The sequence below is a fragment of the Halomonas sp. MCCC 1A11062 genome, assembly GCF_021404355.1.
In the GTDB taxonomy this organism is placed as follows: Bacteria; Pseudomonadota; Gammaproteobacteria; order Pseudomonadales; family Halomonadaceae; genus Halomonas; species Halomonas aerodenitrificans.
In genome coordinates, this window is record NZ_JABFTW010000001.1 from 98,879 (window position 1) to 117,369 (window position 18,491).

The following is an 18,491-nucleotide window of genomic DNA, read 5'->3' on the forward strand; positions in this document are numbered from 1 at the left end:
GAGCGCTACAGAACAGCCCGAGAGACGAAACGCTGAACCGGACGGGGCCGACGAGCCCCGCCCCTGACGAAAGGATTGTGCCAAGATGAAACTCGCCACTTTGAAAAACGGCCGCGACGGCGAACTGCTGGTGGTCTCCCGCGACCTCACCCGCGCCGTTTCCGCCACCGACATCGCCGCCACCCTGCAGCAAGCCATCGAGAACTGGGACGCGGTGAGCCCGAAGCTGGAAGCACGCTACGCCGAGCTCAACGACGGCAGCGCCGAGGGTGCCTTCAGCCTGGACCAGAGCAAGCTGCACTCGCCGCTGCCGCGCAGCTACCACTGGGCCGACGGCTCCGCCTACCTCAACCACGTCAAGCTGGTGCGCCAGGCGCGCAACGCCGAGATGCCCGAGACCTTCTGGACCGATCCGCTGATGTACCAGGGCGGCGGCGACAAGTTCCTCGCCCCCACCGAGGACATCGAGGCGGTCAGCGAGGAGCACGGCATCGACTTCGAGGGCGAGATCGCGGTGATCACCGACGACGTGCCCATGGGCGTGACCCCGGCGCAGGCCGCCGGCCACATCAAGCTGATCATGCTGGTCAACGACGTCAGCCTGCGCGGGCTGATCCCCGGCGAGCTGGCCAAGGGCTTCGGCTTCTTCCAGGCCAAGCCGGCCTCGAGCTTCTCACCGATCTGCGTCACCCCCGACGAGCTGGGCGACGCCTGGCGGGATGGCCGCGTTCACCTGCCGCTGACGGTACACCTCAACGGCGAGAAGTTCGGCGAGCCGGAGGCCGGCCCGGACATGATCTTCGGCTTCCCCGAGCTGGTCGCCCATGCGGCCAAGACCCGCTACCTGGGCGCCGGCGCCATCATCGGCTCGGGCACCGTCTCCAATCCCGACCCTGACGGCGGCCCAGGCAAGCCGGTCGCCGACGGCGGCGTGGGCTATAGTTGCCTGGCCGAAGTGCGCATGGTGGAGCAGATCCTGCACGGCGCGGCCAAGACGCCCTTCATGCGCTTCGGCGACCGGGTGCGCATCGAGATGTTCGACCGTGACGGCAACAACATCTTCGGCACCATCGACCAGCAGGTAGTGGCCTACCGGCCCAAATAATCCAGCCAGAGCAAGCCAGCCAGAGTGACGCGACACAAGGAGCCACGCATGACAACGCTGTACGGCTATTTCCGTTCGTCGGCGGCGTATCGGGTGCGCATTGCGCTCAACCTCAAGGGGCTGGACTACGCCCAGGTGCCGGTCAATCTGGTCAAGGGCGAGCAGCGGGACGAGGCCAACCTCGCCCGCAATCCCCAGGGGCTGGTGCCGATCCTCGAGACCGACGAGGGCGTCCAGCTTAGCCAGTCGCTGGCGATCTGCGAGTACCTGGAGGAGCGCCATCCCGAGCCGGCGCTGCTGCCGGCAGACCCCGAGGGCCGCGCCCGGGTGCGCTCGCTGGCCCAACTGGTGGCCTGCGAGATCCACCCGCTCAACAATCTGAAGGTGCTCAAGTACCTGGTACACGAGCTGAAGCTGGACGAAGCGGCCAAGCTGGCCTGGTACCGCCACTGGATCGCCGAGGGCTTCACCGCGCTGGAAGCGAGGCTTGCAGGCGAACCCGCCACCGGCGAGTTCTGCCACGGCGACAGCCCGACCCTGGCGGATCTCTGCCTGGTGCCGCAGGTGTTCAACGCCGAACGCTTCGAGTGCGACCTCTCGGCGTATCCGACGATTCGCCGCATCGCCGAGCGCTGCCGCGCGATGGAAGCCTTCGCCAAGGCCGCTCCGGGGGCACAGCCGGATGCAGGTTGAGCAACGCCGCGCTAATTAGGCTATATTAAGCAAGCTAACGACTGGCGGGCGCCGCCCCTCCCTGTTCCAGCTGGAGCGGGAGAAGCGGCGCCCGTCGGTCGTTGTCTTTCGCCCCCGAGCGCCCTTCGAGACGCCCTTCGAGAATGAGGTCAATGTGCTGAGGCTGAAGTCCCCTGCCACGGTGATCACCCTGGCGGCCCTGACCGCGCTGGGCCCACTGGCCACCGACATGTATCTGCCGGCCATGCCGGCCATGGCCGAAGCGCTCGATACCGGGCCCGATCAGGTGCAGCTGACCCTGAGCCTGTACATGGCCGGCTTCGCCGCCGCCCAGCTGTTCTGCGGCCCCTTCTCCGATCGCTTCGGGCGCAAGCCGGTGATGATCTTCGGCTTCAGCCTGTTCCTGGTCGCGAGCCTGCTGTGCGCCTTCGCGCCCAGCATCGAATGGCTGCTGGCCGGGCGCTTCCTGCAGGCGCTGGGGGGCGCCACCGGGCCGGTGTTGGGTCGTGCCGCGGTGCGCGACATCTACGGCCCCCTCGAGGCCGGACGCATTCTCTCCTACATGGCCAGCACCATGTCGCTGGCCCCGGCGGTGGCGCCCATCGTCGGCGCCGGTCTGCTGCTGCTGTGGGGCTGGGAGTCGGTGTTCGTGCTGCTGGCACTCTACGCCGCCGCCATGCTGCCGCTGCTGATCCTGGCGCTGCCTGAGCCACTGCCGCCGGAGCGGCGCCAGTCGATCCACCCCAAGGTCATCGTGGCCAATTTTCGCATGCTGCTCGGCCAGCGCACCTTCATGGGCTATACCCTGACCAACGCGGCGGCCTTCTCGGGGCTGTTCGCTTACCTCTCGGGCTCGTCGTTCGTGCTGATCGACTTCCTCGGCGTCTCGCCGTTCCAGTACGGCCTGTTCTTCACCCTTATCGTGGCCGGCTTCTTCGTCGGCACCTTGCTCAGCGGCCGCTACAGCCACCGGCTGGGCCGCGAGCGGCTGGTCGGTCTGGCCAGCCTGATCTGTGCGCTGGGCGGCAGCTTCATGCTGTTCCTGGCGCTCTTCGGGGTGTATGCCGCCTGGGCCGTGGTCGGGCCGCATGTGCTGTTCATGGTCGGCATGGGCATCTTGATGCCACAGTCGATGACCGGCGCCCTGGCGCCCAACCCCCACTGCGCCGGCTCGGCCTCGTCGCTGTTCGGCTTCCTGCAGATGAGCATCGCCGCCGCGATCGGCAGTGCCGTGGCCCAGTTGCACGACGGTACCTCGCGCACCATGGCCATCGTGGTGGCCCTGGGCGGCCTGATGGCCGTGGCCAGTTTCCTGGGGCTGGTACGGCCCGCCGAACGAGCCATGAGGGTGGAGCAGGCCGAAGGGGGCAAGCCATGAGTGCCATGACTGCTGCGTCGCCTCCCAGCCGTCTCGTCATCCTGCTGCTGGCGCTGGCGGGCTTTGCCAGCATGGCCTCGATGCGGGTTACCGACGCCATGCTGCCGGCACTGTCCGAGGCCTTCGCCCGGCCGGTGGCCGACGTGGCGCAGAACATCACCCTGTTCGCCATCGCCTACGGCCTCATGCAGCTCGCCTATGGCCCGCTGGGCGACCGCCACGGCACTCTGCGGGTGATCGGCCTGGCCACCCTGGCCTGCGCCGTGGGTGCGCTGGGTTCGGCGCTCTCCGAGTCGCTCTCGATGCTGCTGCTGTTCCGCACCCTGAACGGCGCCACCGCCGCTGCCATCATCCCGCTCTCCATGGCCTGGGTGGGCGACAACGTGCCCTACGAGCAGCGCCAGGTGACCCTGGCGCACATGCTCTCCGGCGCGGTGCTGGGGTTGATCTCGGGGCAAGTGGCGGGCGGCTTCCTGGCCGATACGCTGGGCTGGCAGGCGGCCTTCGTGCTGCTCACGCTGCTGTTCCTCGGCGCCGGGGGGCTGCTGCTCACGACCCTGCACCGCCAGCCGCAGCTGTCGCCGCCCAAGGCCGACCAGGGTCGCATCGCCTTCTTCTCGCGCATCCGCGAGGTGCTGCTGATTTCCCGCGCCCGGCGCATCCTGGCGCTGGTGTTTCTGGAAGGAATCGCCGCCTTCGGCGCACTGGCCTTCGTTGCCAGCCACCTCTATACCCGGCTGGAGGTTTCGCTGACCCAGGCCGGGCTGATGGTAGCGCTGTTCGGCGTGGGCGGACTGATCTTCGCCGCCCTGGCGCGACCGCTCGTCACCCGCCTGGGCGAGCCGGGTCTGGCGGCGGGCGGCGGCGTGCTGATGGGACTCGGCTTCGTCGGGCTGGCGCTGGCGCCGCTGCCGGCCCTGGCCACCGCCAGCGCCTTCGCCGCCGGACTGGGTTTCTACATGATGCACAGCACGCTGCAGATCAACGCCACCCAGATGGCGCCTGCCATGCGCGGCACCGCCATGGCGGTGTTCGCCGGCTGCCTGTTCCTCGGCCAGTCGGTAGGCGTCAGCCTCGGCGGGCTGATACTGCGCCTGGCCGATAGCCTGTGGCTGCTGGCCTGCGCCGGCGTGTGGCTGCTGGCGCTGGGGCTCACCTTCGCCTGGCTGCTGCGCCAGTGGCACGGCGAGCGGGCTGCCGCTGCCGTGACCTCATAGCCCGCCGCTCATCGAGTCGCTGCGAAACCGGCCACCCAGCGCATGGCCTCTTCCAGCTCGCCGTGATGGAACACGCGCATCTCGGTACGCGGAAACAGCCTGTCAGCCAGCTTGGTGGTGGTCTCGATCCAGCGCTTGTCGGCGATCACCGCGGCGCGCTTGAAGCGGTGGTACTCCCCCAGCTTGCTCAGGGCATAGGAGAGATCACGCAGCAGCGCGCCGGGGGTCATGTGGTCGAAGTCGGTCATGTCGGCCAGCACACCGATCTGCTCGTGCTCCTCGAGCTTCGACTCGATGGCGGGAATGAGAATGTCGTAGTCCTTGCTGTGCAGCGTGCCGGATATGCGGAACGCGGCGACATACTCCGGGGCGGGCAGTGTCTCGATCATGGCGGGCTCCTCCTTGGCTGCCTGAACCTCTTGTCCTTTAGGTAGCGTCCCTCGGCTGCGGTTCCCACCGGCGCACCAGTCAGCGCCAGAACGGCTTGCGCAGCTCGCGCTCGACCGTGGCCCGGTCGAGGCCGATATCGGCCAGCAGGTGATCGTCGAGGTGGCGCAGGTCGTAGCGAGTCCGGTGACGCTGCTGCCGGCTCCTGAGCCAGCGGGAGAGATGAAGAAAGCGTTGGGTAAGCATGGCGGCATCTCCTGTCGGTGGTTCTGACAGGCTATGGCCGGGAGGAAAATCAATACAGATTCATCATGAAAATAGTTTTGCAGTACAGATAGAGCTATTCTGACTCTGTACCGCCCAATTCCATCGCCTCTGTACCGAAAGGGAGAAAGGCTCGGTGAATCTGTCATGAAACGTTACGATCAGGTAGCGCAGACCCTGACCCAGCGCATCGAGCAGGGCCAGTACCGCGTCGGCGATCGGCTGCCCTCCGTGCGTACGCTGTGCGCCGAGCTGGGGGTCAGCGTCTCCACCGTGCAGGAGGCCTACCGTCGCCTGGAGGAGGCCGGCCTGGCGGAAGCGCGCCCGCGCTCGGGCTACTATGTGCTGCCCCGGCCGACGCCGAGCCTGCTGCCCAAGGTGTCGCGCCCCGCCCAGCGTCCGCTCGACGTTTCCCAGTGGGACCAGGTGCTGGAGCTGGTGGCCCGCTCTCCCGATGAGGACCGCCTGCTGATGCTGGGGCGCGGCATCCCCGATCTCGCTGCCGTCAGCCTGCGCCCTTTGCAGCGTCAGTTGGGGACGCTGCACCGCCACGTGGCGGCCCACGGGCTCAACTACGACAGCCTGCAGGGCAGCCTCGCACTGCGCCGTCAGGTCGTGCGGCTGGCTGCCAAGTCGGGCTGCCTGCTGCACCCCGACGACGTGCTGATCACCACCGGCTGCCAGGAAGCGCTCTCGCTGGCCCTGCGCACCCTGACCGAACCCGGCGACGTGGTAGCGGTGGACTCGCCGAGTTTCTACGGCACCATGCAGATCCTCAAGGCGCAGAAACTCAAGGCGCTGGAGATTCCCACCGACCCGCGGACGGGCATCAGCCTGGAGGCGCTGGAACTGGCGCTCGAGCAGTGGCCGATCAAGGCCATCCAGATCACGCCCACCTGCAACAATCCCCTCGGCTATACCATGCCCGAGGCCCGCAAGCGTGCCCTGGTCGCCCTGGCCCAGCGCTTCGACGTGTCGATCGTCGAGGACGACATCTACGGCGATCTCTCCTTCGAGGCGCCTCGGCCGCGCACGCTCAAGAGCTTCGACGACGACGGCCGGGTGCTGCTGTGCAGCGCCTTCTCCAAGACGCTGGTGCCGGGGCTGCGGGTCGGCTGGATGGCGCCGGGGCGCTATCGCGACCAGGCCCTGCACATGAAGTACGTCTCCACCGGTGCCTCGGCCACGCTGCCGCAGCTCGCCGTGGCCGAATTCGTCCAGCACGGCCATTACGAGCGCCACCTGCGCGAGATGCTGCGCCAGTACCGCCGCCACCGCGACATCATGATCGACTGGGTCACGCGCTACTTCCCGCCGGGTACCGGGGTCAGCTTTCCCCAGGGCGGTTTTCTGCTGTGGCTGGAGCTGCCGGGCGATATCGACTGCGTGCGTCTCAAGGAGCAGCTGGCGAGCGAGGGCCTGCACATCACCCCGGGCTCGCTGTTCTCCGCCTCGGGGAAGTTTCGTCACTGCCTGCGGCTAAATTACGCTGCGGCAATGACACCAACCGTCGAGGCCGGCATCAAGCGTGTCGGTGAAGCGGTGGCGGCGCTGCTGGAGCAGGAGCAGCCGGCCTGACCGGGGCTTCGTACGAAAAGAGGTTAGAGGGTGAAACTGCCACTCGTTCTAGCCATCGCCGTCAGCTACGGCTCGCTGCCTTGCAGTACCGGCAGCAGATAACGCTGCCATAGGGACTGCTCATGCTCCGGGCGGAAGAAGCCGAAGTGGCCGATACGGGTCAGGCCCGCTTCCCGTGGCTGGATACGCAGCAGAGTGCGGGGCGCATTGACGTAGAAGCCGTGCAACGACTCGGTGTTGCGCGCTGACATGAAGTCGTCGTCGCTGAAGGAGAGCGATACCACCGGCGTACGCACGGCGGCGAAGCGTTCACGCACACCGGGCTCCGCCCCTACCGCATACTCCGGATGCAGGCACCAGCGCCGCCACTGCTCAACCACACCACGGGGCAAGTCGCCGACCATGTTGAGCCGCTTGCCGGGAAAATAGCCCAGCAGCGGGGTGAGCAGCGGCACGGCACCGAACCAGAACAGCCACACGCGCCGCTTCAGCGCCGGCGCGTTCTCACGCCAGTAGCCGCTGCCGCAGGCCACGGTGACGATGCGCTCGAGCCGCTCGTGCCCCGCCACCAGCGGCGGTATCTGTCCGCCCAGGCTGTGGCCGATCCAGTAGCGCGGCAGCCCCGGCGCCTGATGCTCCAGCGCCGTGAGCACCGCCGACGCATCGAGCTGCGCCCAGTCCATGATGGTGGCCGGAAAACCGCTCAGCCGCGCCGGTCGCGACGCCCCCATGCCACGGTAGTCGAAGGTGGCCACGGCCATGCCTTGCCCCGCCAGCCACTGCGCCAGCGGGGCATAGAAGCGCTGAGGCACGCCCATGGCAGGGGCGATCAGTACCGCCGCCGTGGGTTTTGCCGGTGTGACGAAGCGAGCAGCGATGGCCACGCCATCGCTGGCTTCTACCTGCCGTTCCTCGAGCTGGGGTTCCATCACGTTGCCTCCTCACCATGTCGGGACTGCCGCCGTGCGGGCTTCTCGAACCATGGTAAGGTGTGGAGCCAACTCCACAGTCAAGGAGTTTCCTCATGCTGATCGGCGAGCTGGAAAAAGCCAGCGGGCTTGGCCGTGACACCATCCGTTTCTATGAAAAGCGTGGCCTGATCACGCCCCCGTCGAGACGCGACAACGGCTATCGCGACTACACCGAGCTGACCCTGGCGGAGCTACGCTTCGTGAGGCGGGCCCGCGAACTGGAATTCAGCCTGGACGAGATCCGCGAAGCGATGCCGCGCTTTCGCCCCGAGCCCCCCTTCTGCGACGAGCTGGAAGCCCGCTTGAGAAAGAAGCGCGAGGCGTTTCAGACCCAGATACGCGAGGCCGAAGCCAAGATCGGCATGATCGACGATCTGCTTGTGCGGCTGGCTGCCGCTGCTGTCTGAGCCATTCGGAAGCGCTCTCGAGTCGCTCAATCGGCTGGCGGCCGCGTGACCCAGCCAGCGAGCGTTTCGGCATTGGGGCAGAAGCTCGTGCACTCTTCCAATGAGGCGTCATGACGCTGCGCCAGCCAGCAGGTCGCGACTTTCGGGCAGGCGCTGCACACTGTGCGCAGGGCATGAATGGCCGGATCGCGGCCGCAGGCAACGGGGTCGAGGCCGAAGCGCCGCATCATCACGGGCAGCAGAGTTTCCGCTGGGGCGAACTCCGTTAGTTCCCGATCGGCCAGGCAACGAGCGATGGCCTGCTCCAGCGAGGGGCTCATGGGGTGCGCCAGATCATGGATCAGCGCGCTCAGCGCCTTCGGCTTGCAGCAGCGCAGCTCGAGCAGGGCACGCTCGCCTTCAAGATAGTGGTGCAACTGCTGCTCGTCGCCTGGTGGTGGACGGCTCTCTTGGGGAGGTCGAGGTTTACTCATCGAGGCGCTCCTCTATGACAATTCTTACCCTAGCGCCTCTGCCGAATCTCGCTTTGACCCTGCTCAATTTATGATCAATGAAGTGAACCCTTGCTCACTCCCGGGTCGTCGAGCATCAGCCGTCGGAGACCTCAGCCACGCCCCACCGCGCCTCCTCGACGGCAGCCATCACCCGCTCGACGTCGCCGACGCGGTGGGCCAGCGCCAGGGCCAGTTGGGCCAGGAACAGTCGCTCCTGATGCTCGGGGAGTGAGTCCAGGGTCTCGGCCAGGCATTCGTAGGCCCGCTCCAGGTCGGCAAAAGGCAGTGTGGTATCGGTCATCTCATTTTCCACCCAGGGCGGTCATGATGGCGGGCTCGAAGTCAGCAGGGTCGAGCCGCTTCCAGCGCGCCGCCACGTGGCGGTCGGGGCGCACCAGGTAGGCGCTGCCGGTCTCGGCGCCGTAGGCGGCGAACAGGCTGCCATCGACGTCCTTCAGCGCGCTTTCGGCTGGCGCCTCACGAGCAATGGCCAACAGGTCGATACGCTTATCCTGCGCCTGCAGCACAGCCAGCCGCTCTGCCAGCGCGGCATCGACCTGGCCATCCCGGCTGAAGTACAACAGGGTGAAGCCACTGCCCAGGTGGTCGAGCAGGTAATCGCCCTCGCCCAGGCGATGGTTGCACAGCGGTGCGCCTGGGATCGGCCCGGCAATGAAGCCGGCATCGTCGGGCATGGTCAGCGGGCTTCCGGCGTAGGTATAGGGCGTGACCTGGCGCGGATTGGCGAAGCCGCTGGCGTAGTCGTTGGTGAGCGCCAGCGTCAGGGCTGCGTCGCGCATCAGCCGGTAGCCCCGGCTCGGCGGCGTCATGAAGCGGGTGCTCTTGCCGGCGTTGGTGAAGACGTCCAGCGTGGCACCGCGGCGCTCCGGGCTGTAGCTGTCGAGCAGCCGATCCGGTGCCAGCCCCTTGAGCACCCAGGCCAGCTTCCAGCCGGCGTTGGCGGCGTCGGCCAGGCCGTTGTTGAGACCGCGCACGCCGAAGATCGGTACCAAGTGGGCGCTGTCGCCGATGAACAGCACCCTGCCGTGTCGATAATCATCCAGCGCAAGGGTGTAGGCCTTGTAGAGGCTCCACCATTCGAGCTCCCAGTCGTCACCCTCGCCCAGCACCTCGCGCACGATCAGACCTACCCGCTCGCGGATGCTGGCCTCCGCCACCGCTTGGTCCGGGTCCTCGTCGGGGCCGAGCTGGTAATCGATACGCCAAATGTCGTCTGGCTGTTTGTGCACCAAGATGGTGGTATCGGGCAGGGCGGGGGAATGGAAGAAGGCGCGCCGCTCGGTGGGAAAGCCGGAGCGTAGGTGGATGTCGGCGATCACGTAGCGGCCCTCGTAGGCCTCGCCGTGCAGCGCCAGGCCGAACGCCTTGCGCACCACGCTACGCGCACCGTCGGCGGCCAGCAGGTAATCGCACTCGAGGCGATAATCGCCCTCCGGGGTGGACACCTCGAGGGTCACGCCGCTCTCGTCCTGACTCACGTCGGTCACCGCGCTCTGCCAGCGCAGCTCGACAAGCTCGCTCTCGCCGGCCTTGTCGATCAGGAACTGCTCGATGTACTGCTGCTGCAGGTTGATCATCGGCAGGAAGCGCTCCTGCTCGGAGTGGGGCATCTCGAAGCGGAAGATCTCGCGGTCGCGAAAGTAGGTACGGCCCCGGGTCCAGCCCAGGCCCTTCGCCACGAAGGGGGTGTCGACGCCGAGCTGCTGCAGGATCTCCAGGCTGTGACGGGAGATGCAGATCGCCCGCGAGCCGTCGTTGACAGTGGCCTTGTCGTCGAGCACCACGCTCTCGATGCCGTGGCGCGCCAACTCCAGCGCCGCGGTGACGCCCACCGGACCGGCACCGACGATGGCCACCCGATGGCGCACCGCCCGGCCATCCAGCTCGGCGGGACGAACGAAGGGAAAGTGGGGATAATCGAAATAGAGCGAGTCGGTCTCGGCGCGTCCGGCGGGTCGCATGGGCGGCTCCTGTTGGCGTTGTGGCTAATGACAGCCTACCCCGGGAGCGACCCGGCTGGTGTCCCGCAAAAGCCGGGACAGCCGTTACATGCACCGGTGAGCGGCATAAGCGGCGGAAAGCCTCGTGGCAGCTCGACGAAGCCCTCTTGAAAGCACCGCTTCGTCGACGTCTTGAGCGCCGGAGAAGTAGACCAGGCTGAGGCAGGCCGATACTTCGCTCCCCACACGGATGGGCACTGCAATGGCGTCGTGGGCGGCCTCCCGCCCCGAGGCCATGAATCGCTCCCCCGGGACACGGCGCGAATGACCAAGCCCATCCGCTTCGGCCAGCAGCACCCTCAGAAAACTCCGGTTACTGGCCAGTTCGGCCACGGGCCCGCCCAGGGCAAGCAGCTTTCTCAGTAGACGTTCGCGCTGCGCCTCATCACAGCTCGCCAGGTAAGCGCGACCCACTGCAGAACGCAGCAGACATGGCGTGAAGTCCAACACGTTGCAGTGCATTACCCGCCCACCGAGAGAGCGTGAGCTTTCGATCACCCGCATGGCCGCCCCCTCTTGGATGCACAGGTCAGAGGGCCAGCCGAAGATATCATGCAGCTCCCGTAGGGTGGGCAGGGCCAGCTCGGCCATCAGCTCCACCGTCGTCTGGCGCTCCCCTAGCGCCGTCATGCGACGGGCCAAGCGGTAGCGTCTATCCGCCAGACCCTGAGTGACCCAGCCCCGTTCGCTCAGGGTCGCCAGTATCCGCAGCAGGGTACTCTTCTCGAGTCCGGTCAGTTGGTGCAGCGCTGCGAGACCAAGGGGTTCATCTGCCTGACCGAGGGCGGTCAACACCCTGAGTCCTCGGTCTAGGGCACGGATCGTCTTGGGCATACCATCCTCATCTGCACGAAACAGTTTGTATGAAATAATTGAAGCGAAATAACTGGGGCGGAATAAAAAAGTGCCAATGTATCCATTGGCACTAAGTATGCGAGCTAGTGATAAGAGCGAGCTATGTCGTTTCCATTCAAGAGTCGTTCAGAACTGGAATTGCACGCTGGCCTGGATACGACTGGCATCATCGGATTCGCCGTTGACCCGCTTGATATCGGAGTGCTGATATTCGATACCGGTGGAGAGGCGCTGATTGACGTCCCAGATCAGATTGACGAAGGAGTACTGGATGCGATCCGCATGACCTTGGAAGCCGGCAATGTCGTCGGGCAGGCTCTGGCTGACCCGTGAGGTGCCGATACCGCTGGACCAGTTGCTGGTCCAGTTGTGCTCTAGGGAGACCCCGAAAGCACGCAGGTCCACGGTCTCCAGAGAGCCGTTGGCATCGAGATAAGCGTCCGGAGTGCGCGCAGCGACCGGTGCCGCCGGCGCCATGCTGAGATAGCGACCCAGCCCGCTGCCAACGGTGGCATTGGCCTTGAAGCTGGTGGCGCTGCCCAGCGGTAGGGCCAACTGGGCGGCCACGCCATAGCCGGTGGCGCTCTCATCTACGCCGGTAGTGGCCTCATTGGTGGAGAACTGACGCACCACCCCGGAAATGCCGAAGGTCTGACCGTACTGGTAGCGTGCGGTCAGGTGCGGCAGCTCGGTCTCGGACTCCACTCCACCGATCGGCGAGATCAGGCTCGAGGGCTCCTCAAGGGAAATCGAGAAGGCATTGGGCCCGGCGCGGTGAGTGTAGCGCACTTGGTTGACCAAGCCAGTTGCGTAGCCAATGGGCCCGCCCAGCTTGAGAATCCGCGGCGTGCCGTGGAAGTGCATGAAGTTGGTCCAGCTCTTGCCGGCCAGCACACCCATGTACTCACCGTAGGCATGCCGCAGGTTGAAAGAGCCCCCCGGCAGGAAGTGTCCCTCGACGAAGGTGGTCACAGTACCACGGTCGGTACGGGTATGGGTGCGGAAGTTGAGCCGCGACTCGTTAGCGGTGAAGCTGGTCCGCCCATCGGTCTCGTTGGCCGGATTGAGCAGATTGAGCGGCTCGGTCACCTCCCCGAGGTCCGCATCGAAGTCGTAGAAGGCATCGAACTTCGCATAGCCGCCGAAGGCCAAGTCGGTATTGGTACCGGGAATATTGAAGGTCGAGCGGTGGTTCCAAGGCGGACCCACACGGCTCGGTTCGCCGGTGACGACCGGCTGTCCGGCAGGCACCACATCGAAAGCCTGGGAAGTTGCGACAGCAGTCAGCCCCACCGGCAGCATCGCCGCCAGTGCAATTACCTTGTTATATTTCATTTTTTAGTTCCTCTTGGATAAGAACAAAGCGTTTTTATAATTCGGGACAAGTCGATGTTTGCGGGCTGGACACCTCCTGTTAGTCGAGTTCAAGACACGATCTCCCCAACCCACCGAGCCAGTGGTCGGTGGGTGGCGTCACGCTGTTACGGCAAGACGAATCAGGTCGTCAGTAGAGCTTCTTCTGGGGCGGTCCCGAGAACTTGAGTTCGCCGACACTGAGCATGTCCACCTCCACCAATGCCGGGCCGGGATGACCCACCGCCTCGGTCAGCACCGCGCCGAAGTCATCGCCGTGGCTTACCTTCCAGCGCCGGATGCCCATGGCATCGGCCAGCTGCTGAAAATCGGGGGTGTGCAGCTCGTTGTAGTACTGGCGCCCCTCGAAGTACTTCTCTTGGATGCCGCGCATCACCCCGTAGCCGCCGTCGTTCATCACGACCAAGGTCATGTCGAGCTTTTCCTGAGCCATGGTTGCCAGCTCGCCGAGCCCCAGCGCCAGGCCGCCATCGCCGACCAGAGTGACTACCTTGCGCTGGGGCTGGGCCACGGCGCAGCCGATGCCGTGGGCCAGCCCCAGGCCGATGGCTCCCGCCAGGGAGTGGATATTGGTCAGCGGACGCTGGATGGGCAGCAGCCGACTGCCCCAGGTGCTGCCGGAGACAGTGATGTCACGTACGAAGATGCCGTCCTCGGGCAGGGCGGCACGCACCGCGTCGCTGAGCTTGGCGTACTCGCCCACCTGGTCACGCAGGGCCTGCTCGGCCTCGGTCACCGCCTTGACCACCGTCGTGTCGTAAGTGGCGTCCGGCTCGCGGCCCGCCAGGCGGTCAGCGAGACGGCTCAGCACGTCGGCACAGTCGCCGCACAGGAAATCATCGGCCCGGTAGTTGCGATGGGCGGCGGCGGGATCGATATCGATCTGCACCAGAGGGCGCGGCAGTTCGACTGAGTAGGTCTTGGTCTCGTTGCTGCGCAGCCTTGAGCCGGCAACGATCATGAGGTCACTCTCGGCGAACAGCGCCTCCACCGAGGCAGCATTGTGGAAGGCGCGCAGGCTGCGCGGGTGACCGTCGGGCAGCACTCCCCGGGCATGAGTGCTGGAGACCACAGGGATGCCCGCATCCGCCAAGCGCTTCACCGCCTTGCCCGCCTCCAGGGTGCCGCCACCGATCCACAGCATGGGGCGCTTGGCTGCCTCGACCCGTGCGGCCAGGGCATCGATCTCAGCATCGCTCACCGCCGCCGGGGTGGGCGGCGCTACCGGAGCGGTTTCCACCCACGCTACCTGAGCGGCCTGGATGTCGATGGGAATCTCTAGGCTCACCGGCCCCCGCGGCAGGGTCAGCGCCTCGCGGATGGCACGGTGCAGCAGGGGCACCGCCTGCTCGGGGGTACAGACCCGGTAGGCAGCCTTGCCACTGGCCTTGAGGAAGGTGAGCTGATCCTTGGTCTCGTGGATGAAACCGGCATCCCGATCCAGGTAGGCCTTCTCCACCTGACCGGTGATGTGAAGCAAGGGCGTGCCGGCGTTGAGAGCCTCGAGCAGAGCACCAATAGCGTTGCCGGCGCCAGCTCCGGTGCTGGTCAGCGCCACGCCCAGGCTGCCCACCCGGGTATGAGCATCGGCCATGGTCACCGAACCGGCTTCGCCGCGGGCGGGCACGAAGCGGATCTTGTCGCGGCGGCCAATGGCGTCGGCAATCGGCAGGTTGTGGATGGAAATGACGCCATAGACGGCGGAGACCGCATAAGCTTCGAGGGTACGGGCGATCGCTTCGCCGACGGTAATGGTGCTCATGGTGAATTCCTTTGTTGTGATTGCCGGCGCGGCGTCAGTTGGCCCAGCTCATGGGCTCGCTTTCCAGCCCCAGATAGAGGCTCTTCTGCTGCATGTAGGCCTGGATGCCCTGACGGCCCTTCTCGCGTCCCAGGCCGCTCTCCTTGTAGCCACCGAAGGGGGTGGAGATGGCGAACTTCTTGTAGGTGTTGATCCACACCGTGCCCGCCTCCAATCGCGCGGCCAGGCGCAGGGCGCGGCGGTAGTCGGCAGTCCAGATACCGGCGGCCAGACCGAAGACGTTGTCGTTGGCCAGTCCCACCAATTGCTCCTCGTCGTCGTAGGGCAGTGCCACCAGCACCGGGCCGAAGATCTCCTCCTGACACACCGCGCTGTCATGAGGTAACCCCTCGATGATGGTGGGCAGGTAGTAGCTGCCCCGAGCCAGCTCGGCATTCTGTGGCGCCTCGCCACCGCACAGTATCCGCCCCCCCTCGGCACAGGCCTGGTCGACGTAGGCGGCCACGCTGTCGCGGTGGGCCTCGTTGATCAGCGGCCCAAGATGGGTGCCCACAGCCTCGGGATGACCCACGCGCAAGCCGCGGGTGATCTCGAGCAGGCGGCTCATCACCTCGTCGTAGCGGCCACGCGGCACGAAGAGCCGCGAGCCGGCGATGCAGGCCTGGCCGGCAGAGCTGAAGATGCCATAGGTGATGCCCTGGGCGGCCTCCTCCAGGTCGGCGTCCTCACAGACGATGGTGGGCGACTTGCCCCCCAGCTCCAGCGAGGTGCCAATCAGCTTGTCGGCGGCGATATGGGCCAAGTGACGACCGGTTCGCGTGCCACCGGTGAAAGAGATCTTGCGCACTTTGGGGTGGCGCACGAGGGCCTCTCCGATCACGCTGCCACGCCCCGGCAGCACGCTGAGCAGCCCCTTTGGCAGGCCTGCTTCCTCGAACAGCTCGGCTAGCTTCAGCGCCATCAGCGGCGTGGCCTCGGCGGGCTTGAGCACCACAGCGTTGCCGGCGGCCAGTGCCGGGGCGACCTTCTGCATCTCACTGGCGATGGGCGAATTCCAGGGGGTTATCGCTGCGATCACGCCGAGCGGTTCATAGGTACTCAGCGTCATCAGATCGGCGCTGCGCGGCGTGGGCAGCTCGCCCTCCAGGGTCTCGCAGGCCGCTGCGAAGTAGCGGGCGGTGCCGGCGGCGCTTGTCACCAGGGCACGGGTCTCGGCCAGGGGCTTGCCGTTGTCGCGAGTCTGCAGGGCCGCCAGCTCTTCGAGACGCGACTCGATCAGTTGGCTAACCCGGTAGAGGATGGTGGCCCGCTGGTGTGGCACCAGGTCGCGCCATTCGGGGCGGCGCCAGGCAGCGTCGGCCGCCTCGATGGCCTCTTCCACATCCTCCAGGCTGGCAGCCTTGAGCCGGGCGTTCACCGAGCCGTCGGCGGGAAAGATCGAGGCCAGGGGGTCGCCGCGGCCGACACGCCACTCACCGGCAATGAAGATCGGTTGCGTCATCGTCTTGCTCCTTTCACTCACACCGTCACCGGGTCCAGCACCTGGCGACAGGCGCGAACCACCGACAGGGCGGCGAGCATCGAAGTCTTGGGGTTGTGTTCCAGGGGGCGGCCGTTGAGCTCGATGCGAAACTCGCCGAAGCGCCCCTTGACATGGATACGGTGGGTATTGCGGGTCGCCGCCGGGTCGGCGGTGAGACGTACGGTAGTGGCCTGCATACCGATGCCGGCCAGGGCGATGGTCGCCGCCACGTTTGCGTTGGCCGGGAAGAGGCGCGCCGCCTCGCCGGCAGTACCCTCGTAGAAGACCGTCGCCTCGCGGAGGGCGTCGAGGTCCACCAGTTGCTCGGCGTGGCTGCCTTTCCAACTGCGCGGTGCCTTGCAGGCCTCATAGGTGACGCTCTCCAGCCCGCCCTCACGGGCGGCGGCCAGGCCGTCCATACCTGCCACGGCACCGGAGAGCACCAGCATGCGCCCGCTGCCCGCCTCGGCGGCCTGACGCAGGCGGCCGTAGAGCCCCTCGTCGGCCAAGGCACCAGTGGCCACGATGGCCAGGGTCAAGCCGCGGGCAAGCACCGCTTCACCGTGCTCGGCGAGGCCTGGCTGGCCGGCGCACTCCACCACCAGCTCGGGGCGCTCCTCGCACTGGGCAACCGAGGTCAACACCTCGACACCTGCATCCAGCCGCTCGCGAGTGAGGGTCACCTGGGACTCGGGCACCACCACCCAGGCCAGCTCCAGGCCCGCCGGCAGCAGGCGGTGCACTTCCTGGGCCATGGCCCCATAGCCGATGATCATCAAGCGTTTGGTCGTCATTGCGGAGGTGTCCTCGGGGGTCAGAGGTGGTGATTGAAGCCGCCGGACACATCCAGAGCGGCGCCGGTGGTGAAAGAAGCCATGGGCGAGGCCAGGAACACCAGCGCACGGGCCGGCTCCTCGGGGCGCCCCAGGCGCTTCATCGGTATGCCGCGCTTGACGGCAATACCGGCGACCCACTCCTCCCAGCCCAGCGACTTGTCGTCGCGAGCCTCGAAGCGCCGCCGCCACTGACCCGACTCCACCATGCCGAGCAAAATGGAGTTGACCCGGATGCCCTCGTCGATCAGCTCGTGGGCGAGCGAATGGGTCATGTTGAGCAGGGCCGCGCGTGCCGCCGAGGTGGCGATCATGTGGGGCTCCGGCTGCAGCGCCAGCAAGGAGTTGACGCAGGTCAGCGAGCCGATATCGGAGGCGGCGAGCTGGGTACGGAATGCGTTCAGCGGATTGATCACCCCGAACAGCTTGAGGTTGGCTTCGGCCAGCCAGGCCTCTCGGGGGGTGTCGTCGTAGTGCGCCACGTAGCCCTGACCAGCGTTGGCGATGAGCATGTCGGCGCCACCGAAGCGCTCGGCCACCGCGACGGCGAAGTCAGCGCAGGAAGCCTCGTCGAGCACGTCGCACGCTTTGGTCAGCAGCTCGGCTTCGGGAAACGCTTCTCGCAGCTCGGCCTCGGCGGCGGCCAGGCGCTCGCCATTGCGACCGCAGAAGGCCACCCGTGCCCCTTCGGCCAGCAGCAGGCGCACGGTCTCCAGGCCGATACCCGAGGAACCGCCGGTGACGACGGCGACACGTCGTTCGATCAGAAAGCTCATGGCAATCTCCTAAGGGGTCTCTGACGCGTCGGCGGCGCCGAGCAACGAGCGAGAGAAGTCGTCCAGGGCCCGGGCGAAGGCCTCGGGGGCGTCGATATAGCTGGCGTGACCGGCCCGCGGGATGCCGCCATAGGGCGCCCCCAAGCGGACGGCCAGGGCGTGGGCATCCTCGGGCGGAGTGATACGATCCTCGTCGCCACATACCACCAGGGTCGGTACCTCCGGTGTCGCCGGCAGGTAGCGGGCCAGGGTGTCATTGGCAAGCATCCAGCCGGCCTGGGCGAAGCCCGCCACATGGAGCTTTTGCATCTCCGCCTCGACCCGGGCGATGTCCGTCGTGTCGGCGCCCTCGCGCAGCAGCCGCGGCGCCCTGGCCCGGGCGTAGGCGGCATGGCCCTGAGCCTCAAGCTGGGTCCAGCGGCTGCGATAGACCTCGTCGCGCTTGGCCGCCTCGGCATCGCCGTAGCCCTGGGCCGGATCGGCCAGCACCACCCCGGCCAAGCGCCCCGGATGGGCAGCCAGGTAGGCGGAGGCCATCATGGCGCCCAGGGAGTGACCCACCAGCACGCAACGCTCGATGCCAAGCGCTGCCAGCCAGGTTTCCAGGCGTGCGGCATAGTCGGCAGCGGTGGGAGCCTCACCCGCCAGGGGCTGGCTGTCGCCATAGCCCGGGGCATCCCAGGCCAGCAGACGATAGCCAGGCAGCTGCTCGGCGAGCTTCGCCCAGGAGCCGGCGCCGGAGCTGATACCGTGCAGCAGCACCAGCGTCGGGGCCTTGCCCGACGCCCCATGGCTCCGCTCCCGGTAGCACTGCACAGCGCCGTCCAACTGCAGGCGTTTGGCATCCACGGCCG

19 protein-coding genes are annotated in these 18,491 nt (G+C 66.7%); 6 read left to right on the top strand and 13 right to left on the bottom strand.

The window, feature by feature from the left end; genetic code table 11:
* The first annotated feature begins 85 nt into the window (after nucleotides 1–85).
* From HOP58_RS00445 to HOP58_RS00460, 4 genes are all read left to right on the top strand, one after another.
* Nucleotides 86–1,105, top strand: a complete 1,020-nt coding sequence (locus tag HOP58_RS00445; RefSeq protein ID WP_234259163.1) for a fumarylacetoacetate hydrolase family protein — start codon at nucleotides 86–88, stop codon at nucleotides 1,103–1,105.
* A 48-nt stretch (nucleotides 1,106–1,153) separates the two neighbouring features.
* Nucleotides 1,154–1,798: a maleylacetoacetate isomerase gene (maiA, locus tag HOP58_RS00450; RefSeq protein WP_234259165.1), complete on the top strand. Its 645-nt coding sequence runs from the start codon at nucleotides 1,154–1,156 to the stop codon at nucleotides 1,796–1,798.
* Between the two features lie 154 nt (nucleotides 1,799–1,952).
* Nucleotides 1,953–3,176 carry a multidrug effflux MFS transporter gene (locus HOP58_RS00455; RefSeq protein WP_234259167.1) on the top strand — a complete coding sequence of 408 codons (1,224 nt, stop codon included), beginning with the start codon at nucleotides 1,953–1,955 and terminating at the stop codon, nucleotides 3,174–3,176.
* Nucleotides 3,173–4,393 carry an MFS transporter gene (locus HOP58_RS00460; RefSeq protein WP_234259169.1) on the top strand — a complete coding sequence of 407 codons (1,221 nt, stop codon included), beginning with the start codon at nucleotides 3,173–3,175 and terminating at the stop codon, nucleotides 4,391–4,393. The genes HOP58_RS00455 and HOP58_RS00460 overlap by 4 nt, the downstream gene beginning before the upstream one ends.
* Before the next feature lie 8 nt (nucleotides 4,394–4,401).
* Here the strand turns inward: HOP58_RS00460 and HOP58_RS00465 are convergent, their stop codons facing one another.
* On the bottom strand, nucleotides 4,402–4,782 hold the full coding sequence (locus HOP58_RS00465) for an STAS/SEC14 domain-containing protein (protein WP_234253346.1): 381 nt from the start codon (nucleotides 4,780–4,782) through the stop codon (nucleotides 4,402–4,404).
* Nucleotides 4,783–4,861: 79 nt separating this feature from the next.
* Entirely contained in the window at nucleotides 4,862–5,026 is a 165-nt protein-coding gene (locus HOP58_RS00470) for a DUF1127 domain-containing protein (protein WP_234259171.1), read from the bottom strand.
* A gap of 165 nt (nucleotides 5,027–5,191) precedes the next feature.
* On the opposite strand from HOP58_RS00470, the gene HOP58_RS00475 reads away from it, so the two are divergent.
* Nucleotides 5,192–6,622 (top strand): PLP-dependent aminotransferase family protein, encoded by a 1,431-nt coding sequence (locus HOP58_RS00475; protein ID WP_234259172.1) that lies wholly within the window; start codon nucleotides 5,192–5,194, stop codon nucleotides 6,620–6,622.
* A gap of 65 nt (nucleotides 6,623–6,687) precedes the next feature.
* On the opposite strand, the gene HOP58_RS00480 is transcribed toward HOP58_RS00475, so the two are convergent.
* On the bottom strand, nucleotides 6,688–7,551 hold the full coding sequence (locus tag HOP58_RS00480; RefSeq protein WP_234253491.1) for an alpha/beta fold hydrolase: 864 nt from the start codon (nucleotides 7,549–7,551) through the stop codon (nucleotides 6,688–6,690).
* A 95-nt stretch (nucleotides 7,552–7,646) separates the two neighbouring features.
* Between HOP58_RS00480 and HOP58_RS00485 the strand changes: the two genes are divergently transcribed.
* Nucleotides 7,647–8,000 (top strand): MerR family transcriptional regulator, encoded by a 354-nt coding sequence (locus tag HOP58_RS00485; protein ID WP_234259174.1) that lies wholly within the window; start codon nucleotides 7,647–7,649, stop codon nucleotides 7,998–8,000.
* A 26-nt stretch (nucleotides 8,001–8,026) separates the two neighbouring features.
* Here the strand turns inward: HOP58_RS00485 and HOP58_RS00490 are convergent, their stop codons facing one another.
* The 10 genes from HOP58_RS00490 to HOP58_RS00535 form a co-directional block, all read right to left on the bottom strand.
* Nucleotides 8,027–8,473, bottom strand: a complete 447-nt coding sequence (locus tag HOP58_RS00490; protein WP_141638487.1) for a hypothetical protein — start codon at nucleotides 8,471–8,473, stop codon at nucleotides 8,027–8,029.
* A 115-nt stretch (nucleotides 8,474–8,588) separates the two neighbouring features.
* Nucleotides 8,589–8,795, bottom strand: a complete 207-nt coding sequence (locus HOP58_RS00495; RefSeq protein WP_234253349.1) for a DUF2783 domain-containing protein — start codon at nucleotides 8,793–8,795, stop codon at nucleotides 8,589–8,591.
* 1 nt (nucleotide 8,796) lies between these two features.
* Nucleotides 8,797–10,476 carry an FAD-dependent monooxygenase gene (locus HOP58_RS00500; protein ID WP_234253350.1) on the bottom strand — a complete coding sequence of 560 codons (1,680 nt, stop codon included), beginning with the start codon at nucleotides 10,474–10,476 and terminating at the stop codon, nucleotides 8,797–8,799.
* A gap of 84 nt (nucleotides 10,477–10,560) precedes the next feature.
* The gene (locus HOP58_RS00505; RefSeq protein ID WP_010626122.1) at nucleotides 10,561–11,349 is read right to left on the bottom strand and encodes a helix-turn-helix domain-containing protein; all 789 of its coding nucleotides are present in this window, start codon (nucleotides 11,347–11,349) and stop codon (nucleotides 10,561–10,563) included.
* Nucleotides 11,350–11,496: 147 nt separating this feature from the next.
* A complete protein-coding gene (locus HOP58_RS00510; protein WP_010626121.1) occupies nucleotides 11,497–12,705 on the bottom strand; it encodes a DcaP family trimeric outer membrane transporter in 1,209 nt (402 codons plus the stop codon).
* Between the two features lie 169 nt (nucleotides 12,706–12,874).
* Nucleotides 12,875–14,506, bottom strand: a complete 1,632-nt coding sequence (locus HOP58_RS00515) for a thiamine pyrophosphate-binding protein (protein WP_234259176.1) — start codon at nucleotides 14,504–14,506, stop codon at nucleotides 12,875–12,877.
* A 34-nt stretch (nucleotides 14,507–14,540) separates the two neighbouring features.
* Nucleotides 14,541–16,007: an aldehyde dehydrogenase gene (locus HOP58_RS00520; RefSeq protein ID WP_010626119.1), complete on the bottom strand. Its 1,467-nt coding sequence runs from the start codon at nucleotides 16,005–16,007 to the stop codon at nucleotides 14,541–14,543.
* Between the two features lie 17 nt (nucleotides 16,008–16,024).
* Nucleotides 16,025–16,822, bottom strand: coding sequence for an aspartate dehydrogenase (locus tag HOP58_RS00525; protein WP_010626118.1), 798 nt, complete (start codon nucleotides 16,820–16,822; stop codon nucleotides 16,025–16,027).
* 20 nt (nucleotides 16,823–16,842) lie between these two features.
* A complete protein-coding gene (locus HOP58_RS00530) occupies nucleotides 16,843–17,637 on the bottom strand; it encodes an SDR family oxidoreductase (protein ID WP_234259178.1) in 795 nt (264 codons plus the stop codon).
* A gap of 9 nt (nucleotides 17,638–17,646) precedes the next feature.
* Nucleotides 17,647–18,486: an alpha/beta hydrolase gene (locus tag HOP58_RS00535; RefSeq protein ID WP_010626116.1), complete on the bottom strand. Its 840-nt coding sequence runs from the start codon at nucleotides 18,484–18,486 to the stop codon at nucleotides 17,647–17,649.
* Nucleotides 18,487–18,491: the final 5 nt, after the last annotated feature.